The sequence below is a fragment of the Mesorhizobium sp. LNJC394B00 genome, from assembly GCF_000502555.1.
Lineage (GTDB): Bacteria > Pseudomonadota > Alphaproteobacteria > Rhizobiales > Rhizobiaceae > Mesorhizobium.
The window spans coordinates 398,778-417,481 of record NZ_AYWH01000007.1; the positions used below are offsets into that span (position 1 = coordinate 398,778).

At 63.7% G+C, this 18,704-nt stretch carries 17 protein-coding genes and 1 pseudogene; 4 read left to right on the top strand and 14 right to left on the bottom strand.

Annotated features, from left to right (window positions below):
- Window positions 1–10: 10 nt before the first annotated feature.
- Window positions 11–772, bottom strand: coding sequence for an HpcH/HpaI aldolase/citrate lyase family protein (locus tag X751_RS141755; protein ID WP_023692286.1), 762 nt, complete (start codon window positions 770–772; stop codon window positions 11–13).
- 120 nt (window positions 773–892) lie between these two features.
- On the opposite strand from X751_RS141755, the pseudogene X751_RS01000000164065 reads away from it, so the two are divergent.
- Window positions 893–1,982 (top strand): annotated as a pseudogene (locus X751_RS01000000164065) (LLM class flavin-dependent oxidoreductase).
- Window positions 1,983–2,005: 23 nt separating this feature from the next.
- On the opposite strand, the gene X751_RS141750 reads toward X751_RS01000000164065, so the two are convergent.
- The 13 genes from X751_RS141750 to X751_RS141690 all read right to left on the bottom strand — a co-directional run bounded on the left by X751_RS141750 (window position 2,006) and on the right by X751_RS141690 (window position 15,715).
- Entirely contained in the window at window positions 2,006–2,401 is a 396-nt protein-coding gene (locus X751_RS141750) for a RidA family protein (protein ID WP_023667806.1), read from the bottom strand.
- Window positions 2,402–2,458: 57 nt separating this feature from the next.
- Window positions 2,459–3,607, bottom strand: coding sequence for an acyl-CoA dehydrogenase family protein (locus X751_RS141745; RefSeq protein WP_023714921.1), 1,149 nt, complete (start codon window positions 3,605–3,607; stop codon window positions 2,459–2,461).
- A complete protein-coding gene (locus tag X751_RS141740) occupies window positions 3,607–4,419 on the bottom strand; it encodes an enoyl-CoA hydratase family protein (RefSeq protein ID WP_023714922.1) in 813 nt (270 codons plus the stop codon). Before X751_RS141740 ends, X751_RS141745 begins: the two co-directional genes overlap by 1 nt.
- Entirely contained in the window at window positions 4,416–4,886 is a 471-nt protein-coding gene (locus X751_RS141735; protein ID WP_023710056.1) for a MarR family transcriptional regulator, read from the bottom strand. The genes X751_RS141740 and X751_RS141735 overlap by 4 nt, the downstream gene beginning before the upstream one ends.
- Window positions 4,880–5,653: an SDR family NAD(P)-dependent oxidoreductase gene (locus X751_RS141730; RefSeq protein ID WP_023710057.1), complete on the bottom strand. Its 774-nt coding sequence runs from the start codon at window positions 5,651–5,653 to the stop codon at window positions 4,880–4,882. The genes X751_RS141735 and X751_RS141730 overlap by 7 nt, the downstream gene beginning before the upstream one ends.
- Window positions 5,650–7,944 (bottom strand): bifunctional salicylyl-CoA 5-hydroxylase/oxidoreductase, encoded by a 2,295-nt coding sequence (locus X751_RS141725; RefSeq protein WP_023710058.1) that lies wholly within the window; start codon window positions 7,942–7,944, stop codon window positions 5,650–5,652. The genes X751_RS141730 and X751_RS141725 overlap by 4 nt, the downstream gene beginning before the upstream one ends.
- A 143-nt stretch (window positions 7,945–8,087) precedes the next feature.
- On the bottom strand, window positions 8,088–8,687 hold the full coding sequence (locus tag X751_RS141720; protein ID WP_023745667.1) for a VOC family protein: 600 nt from the start codon (window positions 8,685–8,687) through the stop codon (window positions 8,088–8,090).
- A 76-nt stretch (window positions 8,688–8,763) separates the two neighbouring features.
- Window positions 8,764–9,594, bottom strand: a complete 831-nt coding sequence (locus X751_RS141715; protein WP_023710060.1) for an ATP-binding cassette domain-containing protein — start codon at window positions 9,592–9,594, stop codon at window positions 8,764–8,766.
- On the bottom strand, window positions 9,587–10,465 hold the full coding sequence (locus tag X751_RS141710; protein WP_023710061.1) for an ABC transporter ATP-binding protein: 879 nt from the start codon (window positions 10,463–10,465) through the stop codon (window positions 9,587–9,589). The genes X751_RS141715 and X751_RS141710 overlap by 8 nt, the downstream gene beginning before the upstream one ends.
- Window positions 10,462–11,310, bottom strand: a complete 849-nt coding sequence (locus tag X751_RS141705) for an ABC transporter permease (RefSeq protein WP_023710062.1) — start codon at window positions 11,308–11,310, stop codon at window positions 10,462–10,464. The genes X751_RS141710 and X751_RS141705 overlap by 4 nt, the downstream gene beginning before the upstream one ends.
- Window positions 11,303–12,310, bottom strand: a complete 1,008-nt coding sequence (locus X751_RS141700) for an ABC transporter permease (RefSeq protein WP_023745668.1) — start codon at window positions 12,308–12,310, stop codon at window positions 11,303–11,305. The genes X751_RS141705 and X751_RS141700 overlap by 8 nt, the downstream gene beginning before the upstream one ends.
- Window positions 12,311–12,498: 188 nt before the next feature.
- Window positions 12,499–14,028, bottom strand: coding sequence for an ABC transporter substrate-binding protein (locus X751_RS141695; RefSeq protein ID WP_031247204.1), 1,530 nt, complete (start codon window positions 14,026–14,028; stop codon window positions 12,499–12,501).
- Between the two features lie 112 nt (window positions 14,029–14,140).
- On the bottom strand, window positions 14,141–15,715 hold the full coding sequence (locus tag X751_RS141690; protein ID WP_023745670.1) for an NAD(P)/FAD-dependent oxidoreductase: 1,575 nt from the start codon (window positions 15,713–15,715) through the stop codon (window positions 14,141–14,143).
- Between the two features lie 119 nt (window positions 15,716–15,834).
- On the opposite strand from X751_RS141690, the gene X751_RS141685 reads away from it, so the two are divergent.
- From X751_RS141685 to X751_RS141675, 3 genes are read left to right on the top strand one after another with little or no spacing between them, the layout of a single operon-like run.
- Window positions 15,835–16,626: a cyclase family protein gene (locus X751_RS141685; RefSeq protein ID WP_023708108.1), complete on the top strand. Its 792-nt coding sequence runs from the start codon at window positions 15,835–15,837 to the stop codon at window positions 16,624–16,626.
- 16 nt (window positions 16,627–16,642) lie between these two features.
- Window positions 16,643–18,214: an NAD(P)/FAD-dependent oxidoreductase gene (locus X751_RS141680; RefSeq protein WP_023699870.1), complete on the top strand. Its 1,572-nt coding sequence runs from the start codon at window positions 16,643–16,645 to the stop codon at window positions 18,212–18,214.
- A complete protein-coding gene (locus X751_RS141675) occupies window positions 18,214–18,696 on the top strand; it encodes a MarR family transcriptional regulator (RefSeq protein ID WP_023745671.1) in 483 nt (160 codons plus the stop codon). Before X751_RS141680 ends, X751_RS141675 begins: the two co-directional genes overlap by 1 nt.
- Window positions 18,697–18,704 lie beyond the last annotated feature (8 nt).

The window sequence follows — 18,704 nt, forward strand, 5'->3', positions numbered from 1 at the left end:
CCGCCCCGTCTCACCCCAGTTCGGCGCGCGCAGCGGTGCAGTTGGCCGCAGCGCCGGCGCCAAGAAACATGGTGTCGCTGGCCAGCACGAAGAAGCTCGCGCCGATAGCGGCCCACTGGCTGATCGTCTGTGGGCTGGCGCAATATAAGCCCGATGTCCTGCCGTGCGCGACGGTCGCGCGGATGATCCTTGTGATTGCCTCATTGAGCTTGTCCACGCCTTTCGGCCCGATCGCATCGATCGACACGGAGAGATCGCCGGGGCCGACGAAGACCACATCGATGCCGTCTATGGCCGCGATCGCCTCGATGTTGGCCAGCCCCTCCGATGTCTCGACCTGGACCGCGACGACGATCCTGTCGTTGGCCGCGGCTAGATATTCGGGGATGCGATAGCCATAGCCGGCCGCCCGGCCAGGCCCGACGCCCCGCTCGCCCAGCGGCGGATAGCGCGAGGCTTTCACCGCCGCCTCGGCCTGAGCAGCGGTCGAGACGCGCGGCACGAGCACGCCTTGTGCGCCGCTGTCGAGCGCCGCCTGGATAGCTTCCGGCGCATGACCGGGAACACGCACCATGGCCGGCACGCGATGCACGTCGGCCGCCCGCACCATGGTTTCGATCGTGTCCCGCGCGATCTGAGCATGTTCCCAGTCGATGCAGAGGAAGTCGAGGCCGGCGAGCGCCATCACTTCGACGGCGACGGGATGGGGAATAGCGGCGAAGGAGCCGACGAGATTGGTCTTGCCGATGCACTTCTGACGGAACGCGCTCATATCCATCCCCTTTTCCCCTCCAAATTCATATCCGCAATCGGCGGCGAGGCGAAGCTATTTCAGGCTTGAAATATTTTTGCGCGGGCCTAGCGTGTCGGTCTCCCGCCACGAGTTCCCATGATGATCAAAACGCATCCCCTGCACGGCTCGAACAAACTGAAGCTCGGCGTCTTTTCGACCAATGCCGATGGCGGTCTGGCCATCACCGATGTGCCGGAACGCTGGACGGCAAGCTGGCAGGACAATCTGACGGCGGCGCAGATCGCCGACCGCGCCGGGCTGGAATTTATGCTTCCGATCGCGCGCTGGCGTGGCTTTGGCGGCCGCAACAAGGTGCGCGAATGGTCGTTCGAGACCTTCACCTGGGCAGCAGCTCTGGCGGTGGCCACCGAGCAGATCGGCCTGTTCATGACCGTGCATGTGCCGCTGGTGCATCCGCTCTATGCCGCCAAGGCGCTGGCAACTGTCGACCATATCAGCCAGGGCCGCGCCGGCTTGAACATCGTCTGCGGCTGGAACCCGAAGGAATTCGGCATGTTCGGCACGCCTTTGGTCGAGAAGGGCTACGACCAGGCCGCCGAATGGATCGAAATCCTGGAAAAGCTCTACGCCTCGGACCAGCCTCTGGACTATGAAGGCACCTACTATCGCCTCAAGGAGGCGGTGAGCCGGCCGGCGAGCCTGCAGGTTCCACGCCCGGTGACCATGAACGCTGCTTTCGGTGGCCCGGGCCGGGATTTCGCCGCCGCCCGATGCGATTATCTGTTCACGACCTTTTCGGAAATGAGCGATGCCGGCAAGCATGTCGCCGACATCAGCGAGCGGGCCGACAAGGTTGGCCGCAACGTCGGCGTCTACACGGTGGCGCATGTCGTCTGCCGTCCAACCATGGAAGAGGCGCAGGCCTACTACACNCTATGCCGTCGATCTGGTCGACCACGATGCGGTCGATGCTCATATGGCAGGCAAGAAGGAGTTCTCGCAGTCGCATGACCCGCATGCCTATGACCGCTACCGGCAGCGTTTCGCCGGCGGCGCCGGCACCTACCCGCTGGTTGGAACGCCGGAAACGATTGCCGCCGAGATGGCGGCAATAGCCGGGCATGGCTACCAGGGCATCGCGCTATCCTTCGTCAACTACACCAGGGAACTGCCCTATTTCTGCGACCATGTGCTGCCGCTGCTCAGGCAGGCGGGGCTGCGCGGCTGATCAATCCGGGAATAACGAATTCGTTAATCCGGAATGACGGCGGTTGCCTGAATTTCGATCTTGGCGCGATCTTCCACCAGCGCCACCACCTGCATGGCGGCCATGGCCGGAAAATGCCGGCCGATCACCTCGCGATAGGCCTCGCCTATACCCTTGAGATTGCCGAGATATTCGGCCTTGTCGGTGAAATACCAGGTCATCGCGGTGATGTGCCGTGGCTCCGCGCCGGCCTCCGCCAGCACGGCGACGATGTTCTGCAGCGTCTGCCGCACCTGGCCGGCGAAATCGTCGGTCTCGAACTGGCACTGCCCGTTCCAGCCGACCTGTCCGCCGACGAAGACGAGCCTGCCGCGCGCGGCAATGCCGTTGGCGTAGCCGACCGGTTTCGCCCAGCCCTCCGGCTGCAGGATCTCGTGCATTTTTCAAGCCTCCCCGGTATTCTTAAAAACCAAATCTCAAAATCAAATACGTCGCTGTCAGGCCGCGCCCATCACCTGCCGTGCGATCACCACCTTCTGCACATCGGATGCGCCCTCGTAGATGCGCAGCGCGCGGATCTCGCGATAGAGGCTCTCGACGATGTGGCCCTTGCGGACGCCGTCGCCGCCATGCAGTTGCACAGCCTTGTCGATCACCTCTTGCGCCTTGTCGGTGGCGAACAGCTTAGCCATCGCCGCCTCGCGGGTGACACGCGCCGCGCCCATGTCCTTGGTCCAGGCAGCGCGGTAGACCAGCAGCGCCGCGGCATCGACGTCCAGCGCCATGTCGGCGATATGGCCTTGCACCATCTGCAGCTCTGCCATCGGAGCGCCGAAGAGTTTGCGCTCGGCCACCCTGCTGATGCTTTCGTCCAGCGCCCGGCGGGCAAAGCCGAGTGCCGCCGCGCCGACCGTCGAGCGGAACACGTCAAGCACCGACATGGCGATGCGGAAGCCGTCTCCCGGTTTGCCGATCAGCGCCGAGGCCGACACCCGGACCTGATCGAAGGAAAGCCGCGCCAGCGGATGCGGCGCGATCACTTCAAGGCGCTCGGCGATGCCAAGCCCCTTGGTATCAGCGGGTACGAGAAAGGCGGAAAGTCCCTTGGCACCCGGTGCCTCGGCGGTGCGGGCAAAGACGACGTAGAGATCGGCAATGCCGCCATTGGAAATCCAGGTCTTCTCGCCGCTGAGGATATAGAAGTCGCCATCGCGGCTCGCCATCATTTCGGTGTTGGCGACATCCGACCCGGAGCGTGGCTCCGAAAGCGCGAAGGCGGAAATCGTCTTGCCGGCCCTGGTCTTTGCCAGCCATTGCTGCTGGTCGGGCGTGCCGAACAGGCTGAGCGCGCCGGTGCCGAGCCCCTGCATGGCGAAGGCAAAGTCGGCCAACCCGTCATGGCGCGCCAGCGTCTCGCGGGTGATGCACAAGGTGCGGACATCGAGCGGTCCCGGATTGTCCGTATCGAGCGCCGTCGGCTTCAGCCAGCCGTCGCGGCCAAGTTTCGCCACCAGCTCGCGGCAGGCGGCATCGACGTCATGGTGATCGACGGGCAGGTTCCTGACGCACCATGCTTCCAGCCTTTCGGCCAGTTCGCGGTGGCGATCTTCAAAGAACGGCCAGCTGAGGAAGCTCCTGTCTGCCATCAATTCCCCTCGAACACCGGTTTTTCCTTGGCCACGAAGGCCTTGTAGGCGCGCTCGAAGTCACGCGTCTGCATGCAGATCGCCTGCGCCTGCGCTTCCGCTTCGATTGCCTGGTCGAGGCCCATCGACCATTCCTGGTTGAGCTGCGTCTTGGTGATGCCGTGCGCGAAGGTCGGGCCGGAGACGATGCGCGCCGCCATCTCGAGCGCGTCGGCCTCGAGCACTGCGGCATCGGCCAGCCTGTTGTAGAAGCCCCAGCGCTCGCCTTCCGCCGCCGTCATCGTGCGGCCGGTGTAGAGCAATTCGGCGGCACGGCCCTGGCCGATGATGCGCGGCAGGATCGCGCACGCGCCCATATCGCAGCCGGCAAGCCCGACGCGGGTGAACAGGAAAGCGGTCTTGGCCTCCGGCGTGGCGATGCGGATGTCGGCGCTCATGGCGATGATGGCGCCGGCGCCGACCGCGACACCGTCGATAGCCGCGATAATCGGCTTGCCGCAATTGAGCATCGCCTTGACGAAATCGCCGGTCATGCGGGTGAAGGCGAGCAACTCCTTCATGTCCATCTTGACCAAGGGGCCGATAATGTCGTGGACATCGCCGCCCGAGCAGAAATTGCCGCCATTGGACAGGAACACCACGGCGTCGACGTCGTCGGCATAGACGAGGTTGCGGAACGTGTCGCGCAGTTCCGCATAGCTGTCGAAGGTCAGCGGATTCTTGCGCTCCGGCCGGTCGAGCCGCACCCTGGCGATCCTGCCTTCGACCTCCCAGAGGAAGTGCTTCGGCTTGAGGCCGGCCATCGCAGTCATTCGCGTCCCTCCCAGTTGCTGCGGAACGAGGTCAGCATGCCGGTCAGCCGACGCGCATCCTCCTCGCTGACCTTGGCCAGCAATTCTCCGATCCAACCCTCATGCGCCGCGGCCATTGCGGCAAAAGATTTGGAACCCTCGTCGGTCAGTCGCACCATGGATGTGCGGCGATCGCCATTGCGGCGCGCGCGCGCGACCAAGCCTTCCGAAACCAGTCGGTCGACAATGCCGGTGACATTGCCGTTGGATACCAGCAGGAAGCGCGACAGATCGCTCATCAGCATGCCTTCCGGCGCGCGGTAGAGGGCGGCCATGACGTCGAAACGCGGCAGCGTCGTATCGAATTCTTTCTTCAGGCGCTCGCGCAGTTCGGCCTCAATCGTGCGCGAGGCACGCAGCAGCCTGATCCAAAGACGCAGCCGGTCCTTGCCAGGCCCCGACGGTACGGGCAATGGGCCGGCTACCATGTTTCGCCTCCTGAGATCGAAATTGCTTGTCCGGTGATCGACGCCGCCGCATCGCCGCACAGCCAAAGCACCGCCGCGGCAACTTCTTGCGGCTGGATGAAGCGGCCTTGCGGGTTGGTCGAGGCAAGGCTCGCCCTCGCCTCGCCAGCCGAGCGGCCGGTCTTTTCGACAATGCGCTGGACGGATGCCTCCAGCATGTCGGTCTCGACAAACCCGGGGCACACGGCGTTGACGGTGACGCCGGATTTCGCCGTCTCGGCCGCCAGCGCCCGCATCAGCCCGACCACGCCGTGCTTGGCCGCCACATAGGGCGCGACATAGGCGTAGCCTTTCAGTCCCGCGGTGGACGCAACGAAGACGATCCGGCCTGCCTTGCGCGCGGCCATGCCGGCCAGCGCCGGCTTCACCGTCAGGAAGGCGCCGGTCAAATTAACGTCGAGCGTCCGCTGCCAGTCGGCAAGCGAGGTCCTGTGCGCCGGCGTGCTGCCGGCCATGCCGGCATTGGCGACGACGATGTCGAACGGGCCGCGCAAGGCTTCCGCCTGCGCGTAGAGCGATGTCATCGCCGCCTCGTTGGTAACATCGGCCGGCATGGCGTGAACGCGGCCGTTCTCGCCTGCCACCTTGGCAAGCTCGGCGTCGCGCCGTCCGCATATGGTCACCTCGATGCCGGCCTCGGCCAGCGCGAGTGCGATGGCCCGACCGACGCCGGAACCGCCGCCGGTGACCAGCGCATGTTTGCCTGAAATCGCCGAGGCCGTCGTCATACTTTCAGCCCCGCCGCCGCATCGCGCTCGGCCAGCCGGTAGATCTGGTCGCGTCCGGGCAGATAGGGATCCGGCCATTTGACGCCACGGTCGCCGAGCGTCACTGCCGCATGCAGCGTCCAGTAGGGATCGGCGAGATGCGGCCGTGCCAGTGCCACCAGGTCGGCGCGGCCAGCCATCAGGATCGAATTGACATGGTCAGGCTCGTAGATGTTGCCAACCGCCATCGTCGCCATGCCGACCTCGTTGCGGATGCGGTCCGAGAACGGCGTCTGGAACATGCGGCCATAGACAGGCTTGGCGGCAATCGAGGTTTGGCCCGCCGAGACGTCGCATATGTCGACGCCTTCCAAATGCAGCATCCGCGCGATCTCCACCGCATCGGCCGGCGTCACACCCTCGATGCCGACCCAGTCATTGGCCGAAATGCGCACCGAGATCGGCTTTCGCGCCGGCCAGGCGGCACGCACCGCATGGAAGATTTCCAGGGGATAGCGCATGCGATTTTCCAGCGAACCGCCATACTCATCCGTGCGCCGGTTGGTGACCGGCGTGATGAAGGACGACAGCAGATAGCCGTGCGCGGCATGGATCTCCAGCATGTCGAAGCCGCAGCGATCGGCCATCTGGGTGGCGGTCACGAACTCGTCGCGCACCTTGTCCATGTCAGCACGGTCCATGGCTTTCGGCACCTGATTCTCAGGTGACCATGCAATCGCCGAGGCCGCCATGACCGGCCAATTGCCCGAGGCGAGCGGCACGTCGGTGCCTTCCCAACCGATACGGGTCGAGCCCTTGGCCCCGGAATGCCCGACTTGGGCGCAGATTTTCGCCTCGGTCTCGGTGTGGACAAAATCGACGAGCCGCTTCCACGCAACCTCATGTTCGGGCGCATAGAAGCCGGGACAGCCGGGCGTGATGCGTCCTTCCGGGCTGACACAGGTCATCTCGATATAGACAAGCCCGGCGCCGCCCTTGGCCCGCTCGGCATAGTGGGCGAAATGCCAGTCGGTCGGGCAGCCATCGACAGCCTTGTACTGCGCCATCGGCGAAACGACGATGCGGTTGTTGAGCTGCATGTCGCGCAGCCTGAACGGCGCGAACATCGGCGCCCGGCGCTGCCTGTTGCCGCCTGCCCCCGCCTGGCGCTGGAACCATTCCTCGGCGCTTTCAAGCCATTTGGCATCCCGCAGCCGCAAATTCTCGTGGCTGATGCGCTGCGAGCGGGTCAGCAGCGAATAGTTGAACTGCACCGGATCGAGGCCGAGATAGCGCTCGACCTCCTCGAACCACTCCAGCGAATTGCGCGCTGCCGACTGCAGCTTCAGCACCTCGGTGCGGCGCGCATCCTCATACTTGCGGAAGGCGGCGGCGAGGTCCGGTTCGGTTTTGACATACTCGGCCAGCGCGACCGCACTTTCCAATGCGAGTTTGGTGCCCGAGCCGATCGAGAAATGCGCCGAGGCCGCGGCATCGCCCATCAGCGCCAGGTTCTTGTACGACCAGCGTTCGCACAGCACGCGCGGGAAATTGATCCAGGCCGAACCTCTGATGTGATTGGCATTGGACATCAGCGCGTGGCCGCCGAGATGCTTCTCAAAGATGCGCTCGCAGACGGCGATCGATTCCTGCTGCGACATCGCGCCGAAGCCGAAGGCAGCCCAGGTCTGTTCGCTGCATTCGACGATGAAAGTCGCTGTCTCGCTGTCGAACTGATAGGCGTGCGCCCACACCCAGCCATGTTCGGTCTTCTCGAAGATGAAGGTGAAGGCGTCGTCGAATTTCTGGTTGGTGCCGAGCCAGACGAATTTGCATTTGCGGGTGTCGATGTCGGGCTTGAAGACTTCGACGAAGGTGTTGCGCGCCCTTGAGTTCAGCCCGTCGGCGGCGACGACCAGATCATGCGTCTCCATGTAGGGCTGAGGGTCGGCGATATCGCTTTCGAACATCAGCTTGACGCCGAGTTCGCGGGCACGCCGCTGCAGCAGGATCAGAAGCCGCTTGCGGCCGATGCCGCAGAAACCGTGTCCCGACGAGACCGTGCGCACGCCGTCATGGATGACGGCGATGTCGTCCCAATAGGCGAAATGCTTCTTGATCCAGACGGCGCTGACCGGGTCGTTCTTGGCAAGGTTGTCGAGTGTTTCGGCCGACAGCACGACGCCCCAGCCGAACGTATCGTCGGCGCGGTTGCGCTCGAACACCGTGACCTCGTGCGCGGCGTCTCTGAGCTTCATCGAAATCGCAAAGTAGAGGCCGGCTGGTCCGCCGCCGAGAACCGCAACCTTCATCCGTGCGATCTCCTCTTCGCTTGCTGCATCTCAAGTATCGCGCCAGAGGTGAGGTATTTCAAGCTTAAAGTTTCATAGTGAAGTGATTGTCTGGGCACGGGGTGGCGCGCTTGTGGATCGGTCCCGCAAGCACGCTCCGGAAATCACTTCTCCGGGTTCTTCGGGCTCCACAGAACGGTCTCGGCGCCCTTCTCATAGGCCATCCCATCGGCATAGCTGATCGCCTCCAGTTGCAATCCCCATGGCGCCTGGAAATAGAGGATGGTCTGGCCGGCGGCCGGACCTTCCTTGACCGGCAGCGGCCCCATCCGCGTCTTCACACCCTTGCCATCGAGATAGGCTTTCGCCGCGGCGACATCATCGACATACAAGGCAATGTGGAAGCCGCCGATATCGCTGTTCTTCGGCGTCAAATCCTTCTGGTCAGGCGCGGTGTATTTGAACAGCTCGATGTTCGATCCATAGCCGCAACGCACCATGGTGACCTGCTCGATGACAGCCTTCGGATCGACGCCCAGAAGATCCTGCATGAAGGTGCCCTTGTCGTCGGCAAAGGGCCCGAACGACATCGCCTTCTTGCAACCGACGACCTCAGTGAAGAAGTCGACCGCCTGCTTCATGTCGGGAACCGTTATGCCGGTGTGGTCGTCGCCGCGCATGCCGGGGATCGAATCGGCCGAGGCCGCTCCCATCGAGCCGAACAGGATCGCGGCAAGCATCGTGCCGCGGGCTGCATAGTTCATGTTACCCTCCGTTCGCGGGCTGATTTTGCTCTTCTGCACGTCCGAGGCCCGCTGTTGGGCGTGCAGATGAACAATCCTATTCCGGCGCTTTCGCCGCTGGCCGCAGCCAGTCCGCATCGATCTCGGGCAGCGGAATGGCGGCAAGCAGGTCGCGCGTGTAGGTCTCCTTGGGATTGTCGAACAGCGCATCGGTGGCGCTCGCCTCGACGATCCTGCCTTCGCGCATGACGATGACTTGTTGGCAGAGCCGCCTGATCACCGACAGATCGTGGCTGATGAAGGCGACGGTCAGCCCCATCTCCGCTGCAAGCTTCTCCAGCAAGGTGAGGATCTGCGCTTGCGTCGACACGTCGAGGCCGGAGACGATCTCGTCGGCCAGCACGAATTTCGGCGACAGCGCCAGTGCGCGCGCAATGCCGACGCGCTGGCGCTGGCCGCCCGACAGTTCATGCCGATAGCGGCTGGCGAAGCTTTGCGGCAGGCCGACGCGATGCAATGCCTCGGCGACGCGTTCCCTAAGCCTGTCGCCAAGCCCATTCTGCTTGAGCGGTGCGGCAATGATGCTGGCGATGGTGCGACGCGGGTTGAGCGACGACATCGGATCCTGGAAGATCATCTGCAGGTCGCGGCGCAGAGGTCGCAGCTCTGCATCCGGCAGATGGGCGATATCGCGGCCCTCGAAATGGATGCTGCCGACGCTCGGCTCCAGAAGTCTGACAAGCGTGCGGCCGAGCGTCGATTTTCCGGACCCGGATTCACCGACGATGCCGGTCACCGAACCTCTCGGCAAATCGAAATCCAGGCCTTTCAAAATCTCGGCCAGCGGCGCGCGGCCGATCAGCGGCTTGCGGGTCATGTCGGGCAGCGCCACCTTCAGCCCGCGCACGGAAAACAGCGGCTCAACCATGCGGCCGCCTCCACGCCTGGTCTGCCGCATCGATCTCAGCGGCAAGCCCGGCCAGCACGGTCTCGTCCACCGGCATCAGCGAGGCAAAGGGATCCGTATAGCGCGGCGTAGCGGCCATCAATGCCCGCGTATAGGGATGCTCAGGCGCGGCGAAGAGAGCGGCTGTGTCAGCCTCTTCCACCACCTTGCCGGCGTAGAGCACAGACACTTGCTGGCTGATCTTTGCAACGACGCCGAGATCGTGGGTGACGAACAGGATCGCGGTGCCATGCTCGCGCTGCAGCTCGGCGATCAGTCGCAGGATCTGCTTTTGCACGGTAACGTCGAGCGCGGTTGTCGGCTCGTCGGCCACGATCAGCCGTGGCTCGGCGGCGAAGGCGGCGGCGATCAGCACGCGCTGGCGCATGCCGCCGGACAGCTCGTGCGGATAGCATTTCAGCACCCGGTCGGGATCGCGGATCTGCACCTCATCCAACAATTGCCGGATACGCTTGTCCGCCTTGTCACCGTTCCAGCCGAGAATGCGCACCAGCCGGTCAGTCATCTGCGGACCGATGCGGCGCGACGGGTTGAGCGCAGTCAACGGATCTTGCGGGATCAGCGCCGTGCGGGCGCCGATCAGCGTGCGCCTTGCCTTGGGCTGCAGCCTGCCGAGGTCTTCGCCTTCGAGCTGCATGGCGCCTTCGACGATGCGCACGCTTGACGGCAGCACACCGAGCACCGCCTTGCCGATCATCGTCTTGCCGGCGCCGCTCTCGCCGACAAGAGCACGCACCTCACCCCGCTGCACGGAGAGCGACACCGAGCGCAGCACGCGCTGGCCGTTCGGCAGCACGGCGCTCAGATTGGCAATATCCAGGCAAGCGCTCATCGCAGCACCGGATCGAAGCGCGTCTTCAGCGCCTCGCCGAACTGGCTGAACGACAGCACGGTAAGGATCAGCGTGATCAGCGGAAACACCAGCACCCACCAGGCCTGGTGGATCGACAGCCGACCCTCGGCGATGATGCCGCCCCAGGTCGGATCGTCGGTCGAGATCGACAGATTGACGAAGGACAGGATCGCCTCGACGATGACGGCGATGCCCATTTCCAGCGACAGCAGCGCCACGACTGACGGCACCACATTAGGCAGCACCTCGCGCAGCATGATGCCGATGCGGCCATAGCCGGCGATGCGGGCGTTCTCGACATAGTCCATGCGCGACTGGCCCATCGCTTCGGCGCGGATCACGCGGCAGAAGCGCGTCCAGTCGATGATGGCGATGGCGAGGATGACGGAGCTGAGGCCAGTGCCGAGCACCGCGACCAGCAGGATGGCGAACAGCACCGGCGGAAACGCCATCCAGACATCGACGATGCGCGAAATGATCCGGTCGGCCCAGCCACCGAAATAGCCGGCGACCAGTCCGAGTGTCGAGCCAACGAGGCAGGCGGCAATCGCCGCCGCAAAAGCGACGATGAAGGCGATGCGGCCGCCGAAGATCAGGCGGGAGAGAAGGTCGCGGCCGAGGCTGTCGGTGCCCAGCCAATAGCCGGATTCCGCACCACTCATCCAGAATGGCGGCAGCCGTTCCAGCATCAGGTCTTGCGCCAGCGGGTCCTGCGGTGCGACCAGCGGCGCGAAGATCGCGGCCAGCAGCGCCAGCAGCAGCCAGCCGCCGGCCAGCCACAGCCTCGGGCCGAGTCCGCGCCGGGCGATGCGTGCCTCATCCATGGCGCAGCCTCGGATTGAGCAGCGCGTACATCATGTCTACGCCAAGATTGATCAGCACGAACAGCAGCGCGAACACCAGCACGATGCCTTGGATCAGCGGCAGGTCGCGGTTGATGACGGCATCGATCGCCATGTTGCCGAGCCCTTCGTAGGAAAACAGCCGCTCGACGATGACCGTGCCGCCGACAAGGAAGGTGAACTGGACGCCGACGAGAGTCAGTGTCGGCAAGGCAGCGTTCTTCAGCGCCTCGCGCAGGATAACCTGCGTTTCCGAAAACCCCTTCACCCGGGCCAGCACGACATAGTCGAGGTCAAGCACTTCCTTCAGCGACTGTTTCAGCAACTGCGCGATGATTGCCGCCAGCGGCAATGCCAAGGCTACTGCCGGCATCAGCATGTGTTTCAGCAGATCCCAGGTCAGGTCGAAGCGCAGCCGAAGCAAGCTCTCGAAGAAATAGAACTGGGTGACGAAGGGCAGGTCGAGCTGCGGCGACACGCGGCCGGAGATATCGAAGATCGGCACCAGCACGCCAAACAAAAGGATCAGCACCAGGCCCCACAGGAAATCGGGAATGGAAAGGGCTGCGCCGCTGGCGATATCGATGCCGGCTTCGACCGCCGTCCCGCGCTCACGGGCTCCGAGGATCGCCGTCGTGCCGCCGAGCCCAACCGCCATGACGAGCGCGATGATGGCGAGTTCCAGCGTTGCCGGCAAACGATTGAAGACAAGGCTGAGCACATCTTGCCGGAGCGAAATCGAGGTACCGAAATCGCCCCTGACAACACCGGACAGCCAGATGAAGAATTGCTGCACGATGGTCTTGTCGAGCCCGTAAAGTGCACGCAGCCGGTCGATGTCGGCATTCGTCGCACCGGGCGGCAGCAGCATGGCGATCGGGTCACCGGGCGCAACGCGGATCACGACGAAGACGACGACAGCCACGCCGAACAGCGTAATCAGCATCGTCAGCAGACGGATCAGGAATCGTTGCAGGAGCATTCTGGTGTAGGCCCAGTGCGTTTCTAACGAAGAGCCCCCTCATCCGTCCGCTTCGCGGCCACCTTCTCCCCGAGGGGAGAAGAGGTCACGGACGGCTGAGCTGGTCTCTTCTCCCCAGGGGGAGAAGGTGGCCCGAAGGGGCCGGATGAGGGGGCCGCTCAGCGAAGGGTGGCGCCCACAAGCCGATATCAGGCCGGGGTCATCAGCGCCGGCAGCAGCGCGCCGGACACATGCTGCACCACGTTGACGCCCTTGGCATGCACGATCGGTTGCGCATACTGAATCAGCGGCAGCACATAGGCCTGCGCGGCGATATACTTGTCGACAGCCTTCCAGCCGGCGATGCGCTTGGCCTCGTCCTTCTCGCCCCAGAGCGGATTGATCATGTCGATCAGATCCTGGCTGTCCCACACCGAGTGCGGGCTCGGCCCATACATGGCAAAACCCGTCGACGTCGTCGGGTCGCCGATGGCGTTGCCCCAATTGTAGAAGGCGGCCGGCGCCAGCTTGTCGGCGGCGCGCAGTTCATAGTGCTTGGCGATCTCGTAGACCTCGATCGTCGCCTCGATGCCGACCTTACGCCACATGCCGACGATCGCCTGGATCATCTCATAATCCTTGGGCTTGAAGCCCTTGGTCGTCTGGATGGTGAACTTGACCGGTTTTTCCGGCGAATAGCCGGAAGCCGCGAGCAGCTCCTTGGCCTTTTCCGGATTGTGCTCGACCTTGATCGAGGCGTCGAAGGCCGTGTACTCCGGGGTCTCCAGCGTAGCGATCGGTTGGCCATAGCCGCGCAGCAGCCGCTTGACCAGAAGCTCCTTGTCCACAGCCATGACGGCGGCCTGGCGGACGTTCTTGTCCAGCATCGCTTCGATGTCGTTGAAGAAGATCATGCCGATGTCGGAAACGGGCTTGCACGAGCCGGCAAGCCCGTCCTTGGCGATCAGCCGGTCATACTCTTCATAGGGGACCTCCAGCGTCACCTGCGAGGAACCGGATTCGATTTCGGCAACGCGGCTCGCCGCATCAGTGACGAACTTGATCGTCACATTCTCGAAGGCCGGCTTGTCGCCCCAATAGTGCGGGTTGGCCTTCAGTCGGAGGAAAGCATTTCGCTCGAATTTTTCCACCATGTAAGGGCCGGTGCCGATCGGCGCCTTCTCGAAACCTTCGGCGCCGACCTTCTCATAATAGGCCTTCGGCAGGATGTAGCCGGTCAGGAACGACATCCATTTAAAGTAGACCGGATCGAACTGCACGACGTCGCCGGTGATCTTGTTGCCGTCGATCTTGAAATTGTTGACGTTCTTCCAGACGAACTGGATCGGATTGCCGGTCTTTTCGTCGCCCGCCCGCTGCAGCGACCAGACCACGTCCTCGGGCGTGAAGGGCGAGCCGTCATGCCAGGTCACGCCTTCGCGCACCGTCATCGTCACCTTGGTGCGATCCTCGTTCCAGCCCCATTCGGTGAGCAGGCCAGGCGCAAAGGACAGGTCCGGCTTTTGCGGAATGAACTGGTCGAACACCGACTGGTAGAGGCCCTGGATCGTCGGGTTGACGGCCGAGGGTCCGGTGGTCGGATCCCAGGACGGCAGGTTGACGTTATAGGCGATGGTCAGCTCGCCCGCTGCCGCCTTGGCGATCTCAGGCAGGCCGATCGCCGCCACCCCAAGTGCCGCGGCACTGTATCCCAGCAATTCTCGTCTGTTGATTGTCATGGTCGTTCCCCTTGTTGGTTTTGTTGTCTTTGCGCGGCACTATCAGTTTATCGATCCGGGCTTCGTGGGCAGCAGCGCCTTGCCTCTCGTCGCCTTCATGAAATCTTGCGAGCTACCTCCCGCCAAGCTGTTGCGCGAGCATGAAGCCGGAGGCCGCGCCGGTGCCGGCGCCGGGCCATGTCGCGGCGCCTATGAGATGCAGATTGCCGACCGGCGTGTTCCAGCCGGCATAACCGCGCGCCGGGCGGAACAGGAAATTCTGTGCCAGATGGTGGCTGCCGCAGACCTGGTCGCCACCGACGAGATTGGGGTTCTCACGCTCGAGGTCGATTGGCGAGAACACTGCACGGCCGAGGATTTTCGGGCGCAGTCCGGGTGCGTATATCTCGATGATGTCGAGCACGCGCTCGGCGTAGGCATCCTTGACCTGATCCCAATGCGCGGGCGCGATCCTGCCTGCCGCATCGCCCAGGATTTCGGCAGGCAGCATGCGCACCTGCACCCACAGCACATGCTTGCCCTGAGGCGCGCGCGACGGATCGATCGCGGTCGGCTGGCCGACGACCAGCACCGGTTCGTCCGGCAGCATGCCCGCCATCGCCTGCTGATAGGTGCGCGACATCGCGTCGAGCGACGGCGACAGATGCACATAAGCGAACTGCCGAAGCTCCGCGCCGGCGCGCCAATCGGGCAGGTCGTCGAGCGCCAGATGGATCATCATCGTGCCCGGCGCGTGCCGAAATTTCTGCATCGCCGTGTCGAAGCCGGCGTCGCCGGAACCGTTGGGTAGCAACCTGCCGCTCAACGCCTTGGGCGCGACGCCGGCAATCACTGCCTTGGTGGCCGTATGTGTCTCACCTGAAGCGAGTCGCACGCCCGATGCCTTGCCGCCGGCAACGGTGATCTCGGCAACTTCCGCCCCGGTGACGATCGTGCCGCCCGCCGAGGTGACCATACCTGCCAGCGCCCGGATGATGGTGTCGGCGCCGCCCTTGCCTAGCACCATGCCAAAGCTCTGGTTGGCGATCGATTCCAGATAGGGGAACACGGCGCCGCCGGCGATGTCGGGTGCGAAATCGAGATGCATGCCCCAGGTGGCAAGCGTTGCCCGCACATAAGGCGACTCGAAGGTCTCCTCCAGCCAGGCGCGAGGTGACGACAGCAAAAGCCGGCCGGTATCGAGCGCGCCTGACATGCCCTTCTTGCGCCACAGGTTCCAGGCGGTGCCGGCAAGCGCGCGGGCACTCATCGGCGATCCCAGCAGCCGGAACAGATGCTCGGCCTCAGCAGGAAAGGCGGCAACGAGCTTGCGCCACGTCGCGGCATCGGCGGCGGAGAACGCGGCCAGCCGCGTGGCAGTCCTTTCCAAGTTATTGCTGACGCCGAACCAGCGTCCGTCCGGAAAGGCGCTGGCGAAACAGTCGGCGACCGGCGCGAACTCAAGACCCTGCGCTTTCAATTCATTTGCATATTTCCGGTGGAAGGCGGAGCCGGCAAACAGGCTCAGATTCATTGCACCGAAATCGTGCCGGAACCCTGGGAGGGTGTATTCGTGGGTCTGGACGGCACCGCCGATTGCTGCGCTGCGCTCGAAAATCCCGGTTTTCCAGCCTTTCAGCGCCAGATGCGCGGCGCATGCCAGACTGTTGTGGCCCGCCCCGACAAAGATGGCGTCGAACTCGCTCACGCCCCGTTCCCATTTCCTTTATGCTTAAAGATAATTGCAGATGCATATGTTTTCGTCTAGTAGGATATTAAGGGCCGAGACGAGCCTTGATCTTCACCAGAAAGAGGGAACTTCAGACCATGGACACGCAAAAACTCCTCGGCGAAGTCGCCGGCCAGCTGCTTTCAGGCGCCATCAGGGTGGTCGACCTCTCTGCGCAACTCGGACCCGACACGCCTCTTATCAAGCTGCCGCCGGAGCTTGCCGTCGACACGCCAAAGGTCGAGATCCATAACATCTCCCGTTATGACAAGAACGGCCCGTGGTGGGCATGGAACTGGCTGAAGCTTGGGGAGCATTCGGGCACGCATTTCGATGCGCCGCAGCATTGGATCAGCGGCAAGGACTATCCGGACGGCGCCACCGACACCATTCCGGCGCAGAATTTCATTGGTCCGGTCAACGTCATCGACTGCTCGAAGGAAGCCGCCGCTGACCACGACTTCCTGCTCACCGTCGACCACATCAAGGCGTGGGAAGCCAAGCATGGCGCCATCAACGCCGGGGAGTGGGTGGTGATGCGCACCGACTGGTATAAGCGCAATGGCTCGGAAGCCGAATTCCTCAACGCCAACGAAACCGGCCCACATACGCCAGGTCCGACAGCCGAAGCCATCCAGTTCCTGATCAGCAAGGATATCAAGGGCTGGGGCTCAGAGACGATCGGCACCGATGCCGGCAAGGCAGGCGGGATGGAGCCGCCATTTCCAGCCCACACGCTGATGCACAAGGCGAACCGCTATGGCCTCGCCAGCCTCTGCAACCTCGACCAGTTGCCTCCAAAGGGCGCCATCCTGATCGCCGCACCGCTCAAGATCGAGCATGGCACCGGCAGCCCTATCCGCGCGCTGGCGCTTGTATCCAACGGCTAGGTGAAAGCACGCCAAGGTGAGCCAGCCGGATCACATCATCGTTGGCAGCGGCATCAACGCGCTGGTCTGCGCGGCGATGCTCGGCGGCAAAGGGGCGCGTGTGCTCGTCCTCGAGCGCAATGACCGCATCGGCGGCTGCGTGCGTACCGAGGAGATCACCGCTCCCGGCTTTATCCATGACGTGATGGCAACCACCTTCGTGCTGTTCATCACCTCGCCGGCTTTTGCGGCGTTGGGCGGCGATCTCGCCAGGCACGGGCTGGAATTCTGCCACACCGGCACGCCAACTGGCGTGCTGCGGCCGGACGGCAGTCATGCAGTGCTCACCACCAACCGCGCCGCCAATGTCGCGGCAATCAATGCGATTGCCGCCGACGATGGCGACCGGCATGCGGACGATGTCAGCGGCATCGAGCGCAATGCCGGCCTGTTGTTCGGCCTGCTCGGCGGCAGCCTGTGGTCCTATCCGACGGCGAAACTGCTGGCCGGCGATGCCTGGCGGCGCAGCCCACGCGGCCTTGCCGCCTTTCTCGGCGAAGCACTGGTGCCGGCGCGCAGCTGGCTGGAAAGCACCTATCGGTCCGAGACAATCCGCGCGCTGTGGGCGCCCTGGGTGCTGCACGCCGGGCTCGGACCGGAAGACGCCTTCTCAGGGCAGATCGCCAAGGTCATTGCCTTCGCGCTGGAAGCGGCCGGGGCGCCGATCGTCAAGGGTGGAGCGAAGACCCTGCTCACCGCCTTCGAAGCTCTGATAAGGGAACGTGGTGGCGACATCCGTACCGTCGCCGATGTCGCCTCGATCGTCCAGAGCGGTGGCCGCGCGACCGGCGTACGGCTCGCCTCGGGCGAAACGATTACAGCAAACAAGAGCGTCATCTGTTCGGTCACGCCGACGCAGCTTTACCACCGGTTGCTCGGCAGCGAGGCTCCCAAGGCCGATGTCGAAGCGACACAGAAATATCGCTACGGCAAAGGCAATTTCCAGATTCACTATGCGCTGAACAAGCCGCCGGCATGGCGCGGTGCTGGCCTGGACCAGGTGGCATTGTTGCACCTGACGCCGGGGCTCGATGGCGTCTCGAAAGCCTGCAACGAGGCGGCGCGCGGCATGCTGCCCGAAGTGCCGACCATCTGCGTCGGCCAGCCGCATGCGCTCGATCCGTCGCGCTGCCCGGAGGGCAAGGCGATCCTGTGGCTGCAACTGCCCGAGGCGCCCAGGCACATCAAGGGCGACGCCGCAGGCACGCTGCATGCACCGGCTGACGGACAATGGACCGAGGCGCTGCGTGAAGCCTACGCCGACCGCGTCGAAACCATTCTCGCCAGCCACATCGATGGCTTCAAGGGCAGCGTGATTGCGCGCCGCGCCTATTCACCGGCCGATCTCGAAGCGATGAACATCAATCTGGTCGGCGGCGACCCGTATGGCGGGTCGTCCACCATCGACCAGTCGTTCCTGTGGCGGCCGTTCAAGACCAGCCGCAACCATCAGACCGGCATCAAAAACCTCTATCACATCGGCGCCTCCACCCATCCGGGTGCAGGGCTCGGCGGCGGCTCCGGCTTTCTTCTGGCGGGCAGGCTGTGATGGAGCAGAAGGTCGCAGAAAAACGCCAGCGCATTTCGACGCTTGGCCAGATCGGCCTGCAGCAATTCGCGCCCTATCTGATGAACCGCATCATGGGCCGCTACAACGCCACCTTGCGTGACGATTTCCGCAAGCAGGGCCTGACTATTCCGCAGGTCCGCACGCTGGCCGTGCTGTCGGTCACCGACGGCGTCACCGTCAACGACCTCTCGGTCTACACCGTCATAGAGCAGTCGACCTTGAGCCGCACGCTCGACACGCTGGAGGGACAAGGCTTTGTGCGACGCGAGCAAGGCGTCACCGACAGCCGCATCCGCCATGTCTTCCTCACCGATGAGGGCCGCGCAGAGTTCACCCGCGCCTGGCCGGCTATGCATGACGCCTTCGAGGCAATGTTCGACGATATTGACGATGCCGAATATGCAGCACTGATCGCGACGCTCTTGAAGATGCTCAAGAACATTCGCAAGCACGAAATCTAGACGTACGC